The organism is Mycolicibacter kumamotonensis (assembly GCF_002086285.1).
Classification (GTDB): Bacteria; Actinomycetota; Actinomycetes; order Mycobacteriales; family Mycobacteriaceae; genus Mycobacterium; species Mycobacterium kumamotonense.
The window spans coordinates 24477-34195 of sequence record NZ_MVHU01000041.1; the positions used below are offsets into that span (position 1 = coordinate 24477).

The following is a 9719-nucleotide window of genomic DNA, read 5'->3' on the forward strand; positions in this document are numbered from 1 at the left end:
CAGCCGTCACAAACTCGCATGTCCGCCCGACGAGCCGTGCCCGTCGCCGCCACGGCTGGTCCCGGCCAGCCCGGCCTCGTCGAACGAGGTCACCTCGACCAGTTCCGGTAGCTCGACCCGCTGCACCACCAGCTGGGCGATCCGGTCGCCGCGATGGATCTCGATCGGCGTCGCCGGGTCCAGGTTGATCAATGCCACCTTAACCTCGCCGCGATAGCCCGCGTCGATGGTTCCCGGGCTGTTGACGATCGAAAGCCCCACCCGCGCAGCCAAACCCGACCGGGGGTGCACCAAGCCGACCATGCCGAAGGGAATCGCCACCGCGATTCCGGTGGGCACCAGGGCGCGCTGGCCCGGGCCCAGCTCGACATCGACAGCGCTGTAGAGGTCGACGCCGGCATCGCCGGCATGGGCACGACTCGGCAGCGGCAGATCAGGATCCAGGCGAACGACCGCGAGACTGGGCGACACGAGGCGCAAGACTACCCTTAGCCGGATGTCGGGATCGCGCCTCAACCACCGGGCACCGCAAACCGTGCGGTACCGAGAGCAACTGTGGGTGCCGTGGTGGTGGTGGCCGCTCGGGTTCCTGGGCAACGGTCTGATGGCATACGAGGTACGGCTGGGCCTGCGCAGCCTGCCGGGCTGGCTGCCCTTCGCCGTGTTCTTCGCGATCACCGTGGCAGCCCTGCTGTGGCTGGGCCGCATCCAGGTCCGGGTCATCGTCACCGCCGGGGAGGCCGAACTGTGGGTCGGCGAGGCGCACCTGCCCGCCAGCGTGATCGCCCGCTCGGCCGAGGTCCCGCAGTCCGCCAAGTCAGCAGCGTTGGGCCGCCAACTCGATCCGGCGGCGTATGTCGTGCATCGTGGCTGGGTGGGGCCCATGGTGCTGCTGGTGCTCGATGATCCCGATGACCCGACGCCGTACTGGCTGATCAGCTGTCGTCATCCGCAGCGGGTACTGGCGGCCTTACAGGGGTGAGGGACGGTTCGGGTCAGGCCGCGCAGTCGGTGCAGATCATCACGCCGTTCTTCTCGCTGGCCAAACGGCTGCGGTGCTGAACCAGAAAACAGCTCGAACAGGTGAATTCGTCGGCCTGCTTGGGGATGACCCGCACCGACAGCTCTTCGCCGGACAGGTCCGCGCCCGGCAGCTCGAAGGATTCGGCGGATTCGGATTCATCGACATCGACCACCGCCGACTGCGCTTCGTTGCGCCTGGCCTTGAGTTCTTCTAACGAGTCCTCGGAAACGTCGTCGGTCTCGGTGCGCCGCGGGGCGTCGTAATCGGTAGCCATCGTCTTCTCCCCTCAGTCCCCTCGTAACCCTGCGCGAGCTTTGTACCAGCGTCGAACGCATCCACCAAATGATTCGTGCCCGGATCCCGCCCAGATCAAGTGTGATTTGCGTCACATTATATTCCTGACCACGGTGATCGCTCGCGCACGCGCCCTCTAGAGTGCGTACGTGGTCGCGCAAATCACTTCCGGCACCGAGTTCGACAAGCACGGTCTGCCCTTCCGGCGGCGCAACTATCGACCCGCCGCCTATGCACTGGCCGTGCTGGCCCTGCTGACCACCGTGGCGTGGGCGGTCGCACTGACCCGGCCGGCAGACGTCCATGAGGTTGCCGAGTGCAACGCCCCGCCGGCGCCCACCGAGCCCGACCAGCCGCGGCTGGGCACCCAGGTCCCTCGCGCCACGATGATCACCACCACCCCGGCCAAACTGGCCGACATCAAGGCCCGCGTCCTCAACGCCAGCGGCCGGGCCGGGCAGGCCGCCGACGTCGCCGACGCCCTGCGCGACGACGGTTTCGCCCAGCCGACCGCCGCAAACGACCCGATCTACGCCAACGGCCGGCTGGACTGCCAGGGCCAGATCCGCTTCGGTGAGGCGGGACGGGCCGCCGCGGCGGCCCTCTGGCTGGTCGCGCCGTGCACCGAACTGTTCCGCGACGACCGGCCCGACGACTCCGTCGACCTGGCGGTCGGAAGCGACTTCGTCAGCCTGGCCCACAGCGACGACATCGAGGCGGCTCTGGCCGGACTCCGTCCGGACGCCACCGGACTGCCCGACCCGGCGCTGCTGACCAAGATCCATTCCGGCACCTGCTGACGACCAACCCGGCGAGGAGATGCATGACCGGCACTGAGTCGACCGATCTGAGCGGGGCGCCCGATCCCGCGGCCGGCGAGACCAGGCCGCCGCGGCGCGCGTTCGGCGTCGACGTCGGCGGCAGCGGCATCAAGGGCGGTGTCGTCGATCTCGACACCGGCGCGCTGATCGGCGAACGCTACAAGCTGCCCACGCCGCGCCCCGCGACACCGGCCGCGGTCGCCGAGACCGTCGCCGCGGTGGTCCGGCACTTCGGGTGGACCGGGCCACTGGGAGTCACCTATCCCGGCGTGGTGGTCGACGGGGTCGTGCGGACCGCCGCCAACGTCGACAAGTCCTGGATCGGGGTGAACGCCCAGTCCGCGATCGCCGCCGCACTCGACGGCCAGCCCGTGGTCATCCTCAACGACGCCGACGCCGCCGGCCTGGCCGAGGAGCGCTTCGGAGCGGGCAAGGACAACACCGGCGTGGTCGTGTTGCTCACATTCGGGACCGGAATCGGCTCGGCGGTGATCCACAACGGAAAGCTGCTGCCCAACACCGAACTCGGGCACATCGATGTGGACGGCAAGGAAGCCGAGCACCGGGCCGCCGCATCGGTCAAGGAGCGCAAGAACTGGAGCATGAAAAAGTGGTCCAAGCAGGTGACCAAGGTGCTGGTGGCCATCGAGAACGCGCTCTGTCCGGACCTGATCATCGTCGGCGGCGGCATCAGTCGCCAAGCCGACGAGTGGGTGCCGCTGCTGGGCAACCGGACCCCGGTGGTCCCGGCGACCCTGCAGAACACCGCGGGAATCGTCGGAGCGGCGATGGCCTCGGCCACCGACGTGACCCGCTGAATTCCGCCCGCTCGACGGTTGCTGCCGCCGGCTGTCGTTACAATGGTCCGCGGCGGCCGCCGAACCGATAACGGCGACTATCCCAGTTGATCACCCAACTGATATAGAGCCGACATTCGATATAACCCGACACTTTCGGTGGCGCACGGCGCTGCGAACCGAAAGTCAGTCCGACCGAAGGGGTGGACGTGGCAGCGAGCAAGGCAAAGCCTGCGACTGAGGAGCCGAAGAAGCGGAGCGTCGCCAAGGCGCCTGCCAAGGCCGCCGCCAAGTCGACTGCCAAGGCCCCCACCAAGACTCCGGCCAAGCGCACCGCGGCCAAGGCCGCCGCCCCGGCCAAGAAGGCCACCAAGACAACCACGCGCCCGGCGACCAAGGGCACCATTGCAAAGCACGCCGACGACGACGGCGCCGCCAAACCCAAGACCCGGTCGGCACGCGGCCCGGCCAAGAAGGCCACCGCCGCCAAGGGCGTCCAGGACGCCGACCTCGACCTCGCGGCCGAGGATCTGGACACCGACGCCGAGCTCGACGGTGAACCCGGCGAGGACGAGATCGACGTCGCCGACCTGAGCCTGGACGATCTGGGCGACGACGCCGAGGCGGACGTCGACGGCGACGCCCCGGCCACCGCCGCGGCGGACGCCGAGGAGGGCGACGACGACGAGATCGCCGAACCCTCCGAGAAGGACAAAGCCTCAGGCGATTTCGTCTGGGACGAGGAGGAGTCCGAAGCGCTGCGCCAGGCCCGCAAGGACGCCGAGCTGACCGCCTCCGCCGACTCGGTGCGTGCCTACCTCAAGCAGATCGGCAAGGTCGCGCTGCTCAACGCCGAAGAGGAAGTCGAGCTGGCCAAGCGGATCGAGGCCGGCCTGTTCGCCACCCAGAAGATGGCCGAACACGCCGAAAAGGGCGAGAAGCTGGCCGTGGCCTACCGGCGGGACATGGCGTGGATCTGCCGCGACGGTGACCGGGCCAAGAACCACCTGCTGGAGGCCAACTTGCGGCTGGTGGTCTCGCTGGCCAAGCGCTACACCGGCCGCGGGATGGCGTTTCTGGACCTGATCCAGGAGGGCAACCTCGGTCTGATCCGCGCGGTGGAGAAGTTCGACTACACCAAGGGCTACAAGTTCTCCACCTATGCGACCTGGTGGATCCGCCAGGCCATCACCCGTGCCATGGCCGATCAGGCACGCACCATCCGCATCCCGGTGCACATGGTCGAGGTGATCAACAAGCTCGGCCGCATCCAGCGTGAGCTGCTGCAGGACCTGGGCCGCGAACCCACCCCCGAGGAACTCGCCCGGGAGATGGACATCACCCCGGAGAAGGTGCTGGAGATCCAGCAGTACGCCCGCGAGCCCATCTCACTGGACCAAACCATCGGCGACGAGGGCGACTCCCAGCTCGGCGACTTCATCGAGGACTCCGAGGCTGTGGTAGCCGTGGACGCCGTCTCGTTCACCCTGCTCCAGGACCAGCTGCAGTCGGTTCTGGAGACGCTCTCGGAGCGCGAAGCCGGTGTGGTGCGACTGCGGTTCGGCCTGACCGACGGCCAGCCGCGCACCCTCGACGAGATCGGTCAGGTCTACGGCGTCACCCGCGAGCGCATTCGTCAGATCGAGTCGAAGACCATGTCGAAGTTGCGGCACCCCAGCCGCTCTCAAGTTCTGCGCGACTACCTCGACTAGTCGACGCATGAATCCCACTGCACCACCGGCGGCGCTGCTCGCCGTCCTCAACGCGTTTCGTGGTGGCCTACAGCGCCTGCGGCACGCCACCGTCCCCGCCCCGGTGGCCGTCCTGGAACTGGGCTTCGGGGCGTGGCTGGCCCAGGCCATGCACGCAGCGGTCCGGCTGGGGATCCCCGATGCGCTCAACGACGGCCCGCGAACAGCCGAAGACGTCGCCAGGCAGGTGGGTGCCGACCCTGGTGCCACCTACCGCCTGATGCGTGCCTTGGCCAGTAATTCGGTGCTCAAACTGCGCCGCGACGGTCGGTTCGCCCTGACCCGTACCGGACGCGCGCTGGTCTCCGACAACCCGGCCGGTGTCGCCCCGATGGTCGCGTTCATCGGCGCCCCGGCGCACCGCGAGCACTGGTCGAACCTGGAGCACTCGGTGCGGACCGGCGAGACAGCCGTCAGCAAGGTGCGCGGAATGTCCTTCTTCGAGTACACCGACACCGATCCCGAACTGGCGCAGGTTTTCAACGACGCCATGACCGGAGCGTCCGCCGTTGCGATCGAAACGGCTGTTCCCACATATGATTTCAGCACCAGCAAGCTGATCGTGGATGTGGGCGGCGGCCACGGCGCGCTGCTGGCCGCGGTATTGCGTCAGGCGCCGGATGCTCGCGGGGTGCTGTTCGACCTGCCGCAGGTGGTGGCCGGCGCCGACGCGACCGTGACCGCCGCCGGGGTGGCCTCGCGTTGCCATCTCGCGGGTGGGTCGTTCTTCGAATCGGTCCCCTCCGGGGGTGACACCTATCTGCTCAAGACCGTCATCCACGACTGGGACGACGCGCGTTCGCTGGAAATTCTGCGCAATGTCCGCCGCGCGATCGCGCCCGGCGGCAAAATGCTGCTGTTCGAGATGGTGCTGCCCGAGGGCGCGCCCGCCCACCTGGGCCTGGTGCTCGATTTGGAGATGCTGGTGGCCGCCGGCGGACAAGAACGCACCCGGCGGCAGTACGCCGCGTTGCTGTCGCAGGCGGGATTCCGGCTGCAGCGGGTGATCCCCACGGCGAGCCCGATGTCGATCATCGAGGCCCGGCCGGTTTAACCGTCAGGCCGGATGCGTCGCCGCGTAGGATCGCCCACCATGCCCCCCGATGCCGCGTCGTCGCAGACGTTCACCGCGCTGCTCAAGCGCGCGGTGGCTCACGGACACCCGGCGCCGGCCGAGGCCGGCCTGGATCCCGCTGTGCTCGAGGCCGTCAACGCCGTCGCCGCGGCGTGGCCGCGAGTGCCCGCCGTGCTGATCAACAAGGCTCAAACCGTGTTCGCCCGTAGCGAACTGACCCGGGTGTCCGCGGCCAAGCCCACCACGCCGATCGACCTCAATCGCTCACCGCGGCGAACGCGCCGTCCGGGCCCGGCCGATACTGCGTGACACCGATCACCGCGCCGATTGGCAACGGCCCGTACAGGTGCGGGAAAAGCATCGACTCCGGATCGCCTGGCACGCCCGGCTCCCACACCACCGGCGCACCCACCTTGGCTGGGTCCACCTGCAGCAACACCAGATCCGTGCGGCCCCGATAGAGCCGATTCGCCGGCAGATGGACCTGCTGCGGCGTCGACAGGTGCACGAAGCCGACGCTGCCCAACGACTCCGGGCGCAACGCGTCCGAGGCCTGGGCGCTCGCCCATTCCCGGGCGCTGCAGAGGTGAACGAGAACACCGGAATGCTTCATCACCGTCGATCCTGCCGCAGCGCCAAGCGAGGGTGAGACACGACACAGCCGAAGCCAGGAACAACGCCGAACGCCTCAGCGTCTGACACACTTGACAGACCCGCGAGAACGGAGGAGCCCATGAATGCGACTCTGACCAGTCCCGAACTGACTCGGGCTGATCGATGCGACCGGTGCGGTGCCGCCGCCCGTGTACGCGCCACGCTGCCCTCCGGAGCCGAGCTGCTCTTCTGCCAGCACCACGCCAACGAGCACGAAGCCAAGCTGATCGAGCTGGCCGCCGTGCTGCAGGTCAGCCCTGCGGACGAGGCGTAGCCGGGGCCCGCGCGCAACACGCCCGCCGACGGGAACCGTGCAGTAGCACCGCTCGTCAGGAATGCTGGGCTGGTCATGACAGACCAGATCCCCAGACCTTCCCGACATCACCTGCTGCGCATCGCCCGCCGTACCTTGGCCAAGAGCTGGGACGACTCGATCTTCGCCGAGTCGGCCCAGGCCGGGTTCTGGTCGGTGCTCTCACTGCCACCGCTGCTGCTCGGGATGCTGGGCAGCCTGTCGTACGTGGCGCCGCTGTTCGGCCCGGACACGCTGGCCACTATCCAGGACCGGCTGATCAGCATGGCCAGCAGCTTCTTCTCGAAGAACGTGGTGGTGGAGATCATCGAGCCCACCGTGCGAGACATCGTCTCCAACGCGCGAGGCGAGGTGGTCTCGCTGGGTTTCGTGATCTCGCTGTGGGCGGGTTCCTCGGCGATCTCGGCGTTCGTCGACTCGGTGGTCGAGGCGCACGATCAGACCCCGCTACGCCACCCGGTACGCCAACGGTTCTTCGCGCTGGGCCTGTATGTGGCGATGCTGGTGATCGCCGTGGCTGCGGCACCGTTCGCCGCCCTGGGCCCGCACGCGGTGGCCGAGCACCTGCCCGATAGGTGGACCGACCTGCTGCGGTTCGGCTACTACCCGACCTTGGTGTTGGGCCTGCTGCTGGCCGTCACGGTGCTCTACCGGGTGTCGTTGCCCAAGCCGCTGCCCTCACACCGGCTGGTGATCGGTGCGGCGCTGGCCACCACCGTGTTCGTGGTGGCCACGCTGGGCCTGCGGGTCTACCTGCGCTACATCACCAGCACCGGCTACACCTACGGTGCGCTGGCGACGCCGATCGCCTTCCTGCTGTTTGCGTTTCTGCTCGGCTTCGCCATCATGCTGGGCGCGGAACTCAACGCCGCCGTTCAGGAGGAGTGGCCGGCGCAGCCCACTCACCTACGCCGGCTGCGCAACTGGGTGGTGTCCCGGACGGCGCAAGCCGACCCCGACAGACATTCTTTGAGCGAACCGGTCAGCCCTTCTTGAGGGTCGCGTAAATCCGCTTGCAGTCCGGGCAGACCGGCGAACCCGGCTTCGCCGACTTGGTCACCGGGAACACTTCGCCGCACAGGGCCACCACGTGCGTGCCCATGACCGCGCTCTCGGCGATCTTGTCCTTCTTGACGTAGTGAAAGTACTTCGGCGTATCGTCGCCGGTCCCGTCATCGACGCGTTCCTCGGCATCGGTGCGCTCAAGGGTGTCGGTCTGTATGCCCATCTGCCCATTGTGCCCAGAACTCAACGGATCGTAAAACCCCTCCTGTCGCGACACCGACCCGTGTGGGACAGTGGAGTGATGAAGCACGGCCCCGAGCTGGGTTTCGACGACGACGGTCGGCCGGTGCTCATCACCGCGGCCGCCCCGTCCTACGAGCAACAGCATCGCGAACGGGTACGCAAGTACCTGACGTTGATGGCGTTCCGGGTACCGGCTCTGATCTTGGCCGCGATCGCCTACGGCATCTGGCACAACGGCTTGATCTCACTGCTGATCCTGGTCGGCTCGATACCGCTGCCCTGGATGGCGGTGCTGATCGCCAATGACCGGCCGCCGCGCAGCGCCGACGAGCCGCGCCGCTACGACGCCGCACCCAGCCGGACGCCGTTGTTCCCCACCGGCTCGCGCCCGGCGCTGGATCGGCCGCGGCCGTCGGGATCCGAGCCGGGATCGGCGGCGTACGAGCCGGGATCCCCACCGCACCGCTCGGACGGCGGCGGCGCAGGTGAAGCGCCGCACGGTACCGGTTCTTAGCACATTCTCAAAGTCATCGGCGTATTCCCGCACGTCAGGTGGTGTGGAAAACCGATCGGGCGGGAACTCTGCACCCGTGTCCAACGTTGTCACCTGTGACAGCTGAAGCCGATCAACGGGAGGCCGTAATGGCAAAGGCAGATGCCACCATCAGTCGGATCGACGGCGATCTGGACGCGCAGAGTCCGGCCGCAGATCTGGTGCGGGTATACCTCAACGGTATCGGCAAGACCGCGCTGCTCAACGCCGCCGACGAGGTGGAGCTGGCCAAGCGCATTGAGGCCGGGCTGTATGCACAGCACTTGCTCGACACCCGCAAGCGCTTCGGCGAGAAGCGCAAGCGCGAGCTGGCCGCGGTGGTCCGCGACGGCGAGGCCGCCCGCCGGCATCTGCTGGAAGCGAACCTGCGCCTGGTGGTCTCGCTGGCCAAGCGCTACACCGGCCGCGGCATGCCCCTGCTGGACCTGATCCAGGAGGGCAACCTGGGGCTGATCCGTGCGATGGAGAAGTTCGACTACGCAAAGGGATTCAAGTTCTCCACCTACGCGACCTGGTGGATTCGCCAGGCGATCACTCGCGGTATGGCCGACCAGAGCCGCACCATCCGCCTGCCGGTGCACCTGGTCGAGCAGGTCAACAAGCTGGCCCGGATCAAGCGTGAGATGCACCAGCAGCTCGGCCGCGAGGCCACCGATGAGGAGCTCGCCGCCGAATCCGGTATCCCGGCGGAGAAGATCAACGACCTGCTGGAGCACAGCCGCGACCCGGTCAGCCTGGACATGCCGGTCGGCTCCGACGAGGAGGCTCCGCTCGGCGACTTCATCGAGGACTCCGAGGCGATGTCGGCGGAGAACGCGGTGATCTCCGAGCTGCTGCACACCGACATCCGCAGCGTCCTGGCGACGCTGGACGAACGTGAGCACCAGGTGATCCGGCTGCGGTTCGGCCTCGATGACGGGCAGCCCCGCACCCTGGATCAGATCGGCAAGCTGTTCGGCCTGTCCCGCGAGCGGGTCCGCCAGATCGAGCGCGAGGTGATGGCCAAGCTGCGGCACGGCGAGCGCGCCGACCGGTTGCGCTCCTACGCCAGCTGACCGACCCCGTTCCGCCGGGGCCCCCCCGCGCGGGGGGGGGCCCGGGGGGGCGGCGGGGGGGGGGGGGGGCGCGGCGGGGGGGGGGCGCCCCCCCCGGGGGGGGGGGCGTGGCGCCGCGGGGGCGGGAGGGGGGG

At 68.4% G+C, this 9719-nt stretch carries 14 protein-coding genes; 10 read left to right on the plus strand and 4 right to left on the minus strand.

All coding sequences use genetic code 11. From position 1 onward, the window contains the following. Window positions 1-6: 6 nt before the first annotated feature. Window positions 7-471 carry a dUTP diphosphatase gene (gene dut / locus BST28_RS20115; protein WP_019738980.1) on the minus strand — a complete coding sequence of 155 codons (465 nt, stop codon included), beginning with the start codon at window positions 469-471 and terminating at the stop codon, window positions 7-9. A 25-nt stretch (window positions 472-496) separates the two neighbouring features. Between dut and BST28_RS20120 the strand changes: the two genes are divergently transcribed. Further along, window positions 497-982 (plus strand): DUF3093 domain-containing protein, encoded by a 486-nt coding sequence (locus BST28_RS20120; protein ID WP_019738981.1) that lies wholly within the window; start codon window positions 497-499, stop codon window positions 980-982. Between the two features lie 13 nt (window positions 983-995). Here the strand turns inward: BST28_RS20120 and BST28_RS20125 are convergent, their stop codons facing one another. After that, a complete protein-coding gene (locus BST28_RS20125) occupies window positions 996-1298 on the minus strand; it encodes a DUF4193 domain-containing protein (protein WP_019738982.1) in 303 nt (100 codons plus the stop codon). Window positions 1299-1467: 169 nt separating this feature from the next. Between BST28_RS20125 and cei the strand changes: the two genes are divergently transcribed. From cei to BST28_RS20150, 5 genes are all read left to right on the plus strand, one after another. Further along, window positions 1468-2118, plus strand: coding sequence for an envelope integrity protein Cei (gene cei / locus BST28_RS20130; protein WP_065288249.1), 651 nt, complete (start codon window positions 1468-1470; stop codon window positions 2116-2118). A 23-nt stretch (window positions 2119-2141) separates the two neighbouring features. Further along, window positions 2142-2957 (plus strand): polyphosphate--glucose phosphotransferase, encoded by an 816-nt coding sequence (ppgK, locus tag BST28_RS20135; RefSeq protein ID WP_019736932.1) that lies wholly within the window; start codon window positions 2142-2144, stop codon window positions 2955-2957. Between the two features lie 188 nt (window positions 2958-3145). Further along, complete coding sequence (locus tag BST28_RS20140) at window positions 3146-4648, plus strand: RNA polymerase sigma factor (protein WP_029249178.1); 1503 nt, start codon at window positions 3146-3148, stop codon at window positions 4646-4648. Between the two features lie 7 nt (window positions 4649-4655). Further along, entirely contained in the window at window positions 4656-5741 is a 1086-nt protein-coding gene (locus BST28_RS20145) for a methyltransferase (RefSeq protein ID WP_019736934.1), read from the plus strand. Between the two features lie 39 nt (window positions 5742-5780). After that, on the plus strand, window positions 5781-6071 hold the full coding sequence (locus BST28_RS20150; RefSeq protein WP_019736935.1) for a hypothetical protein: 291 nt from the start codon (window positions 5781-5783) through the stop codon (window positions 6069-6071). On the opposite strand, the gene BST28_RS20155 is transcribed toward BST28_RS20150, so the two are convergent. Continuing rightward, the gene (locus BST28_RS20155; RefSeq protein ID WP_019736936.1) at window positions 6019-6375 is read right to left on the minus strand and encodes a DUF952 domain-containing protein; all 357 of its coding nucleotides are present in this window, start codon (window positions 6373-6375) and stop codon (window positions 6019-6021) included. The two genes, BST28_RS20150 and BST28_RS20155, sit on opposite strands and share 53 nt — an antisense overlap. A 120-nt stretch (window positions 6376-6495) precedes the next feature. Here BST28_RS20155 and BST28_RS20160 point away from each other — a divergent pair, with 120 nt between their 5' ends. After that, the gene (locus tag BST28_RS20160; RefSeq protein ID WP_019736937.1) at window positions 6496-6690 is read left to right on the plus strand and encodes a DUF7455 domain-containing protein; all 195 of its coding nucleotides are present in this window, start codon (window positions 6496-6498) and stop codon (window positions 6688-6690) included. A gap of 75 nt (window positions 6691-6765) precedes the next feature. Continuing rightward, window positions 6766-7725 carry a YihY/virulence factor BrkB family protein gene (locus BST28_RS20165; protein WP_019736938.1) on the plus strand — a complete coding sequence of 320 codons (960 nt, stop codon included), beginning with the start codon at window positions 6766-6768 and terminating at the stop codon, window positions 7723-7725. Here the strand turns inward: BST28_RS20165 and BST28_RS20170 are convergent. After that, window positions 7712-7951 (minus strand): DUF3039 domain-containing protein, encoded by a 240-nt coding sequence (locus tag BST28_RS20170; protein WP_029249179.1) that lies wholly within the window; start codon window positions 7949-7951, stop codon window positions 7712-7714. The genes BST28_RS20165 and BST28_RS20170 overlap by 14 nt on opposite strands. A 66-nt stretch (window positions 7952-8017) precedes the next feature. On the opposite strand from BST28_RS20170, the gene BST28_RS20175 reads away from it, so the two are divergent. Then, window positions 8018-8491 (plus strand): DUF3099 domain-containing protein, encoded by a 474-nt coding sequence (locus BST28_RS20175; RefSeq protein ID WP_080575673.1) that lies wholly within the window; start codon window positions 8018-8020, stop codon window positions 8489-8491. A gap of 128 nt (window positions 8492-8619) precedes the next feature. After that, window positions 8620-9585 (plus strand): sigma-70 family RNA polymerase sigma factor, encoded by a 966-nt coding sequence (locus tag BST28_RS20180; protein WP_019736941.1) that lies wholly within the window; start codon window positions 8620-8622, stop codon window positions 9583-9585. Window positions 9586-9719 lie beyond the last annotated feature (134 nt).

Bases quoted from the DNA above. Each gene is read 5' to 3' on its own strand.
- BST28_RS20120 (WP_019738981.1), top strand. From the start codon at position 497: ATGTCGGGATCGCGCCTCAACCACCGGGCACCGCAAACCGTGCGGTAC.
- BST28_RS20125 (WP_019738982.1), bottom strand. From the start codon at position 1,298: ATGGCTACCGATTACGACGCCCCGCGGCGCACCGAGACCGACGACGTT.
- ppgK (WP_019736932.1), top strand. From the start codon at position 2,142: ATGACCGGCACTGAGTCGACCGATCTGAGCGGGGCGCCCGATCCCGCG.
- BST28_RS20145 (WP_019736934.1), top strand. From the start codon at position 4,656: ATGAATCCCACTGCACCACCGGCGGCGCTGCTCGCCGTCCTCAACGCG.
- BST28_RS20150 (WP_019736935.1), top strand. From the start codon at position 5,781: ATGCCCCCCGATGCCGCGTCGTCGCAGACGTTCACCGCGCTGCTCAAG.
- BST28_RS20155 (WP_019736936.1), bottom strand. From the start codon at position 6,375: ATGAAGCATTCCGGTGTTCTCGTTCACCTCTGCAGCGCCCGGGAATGG.
- BST28_RS20160 (WP_019736937.1), top strand. From the start codon at position 6,496: ATGAATGCGACTCTGACCAGTCCCGAACTGACTCGGGCTGATCGATGC.
- BST28_RS20165 (WP_019736938.1), top strand. From the start codon at position 6,766: ATGACAGACCAGATCCCCAGACCTTCCCGACATCACCTGCTGCGCATC.
- BST28_RS20180 (WP_019736941.1), top strand. From the start codon at position 8,620: ATGGCAAAGGCAGATGCCACCATCAGTCGGATCGACGGCGATCTGGAC.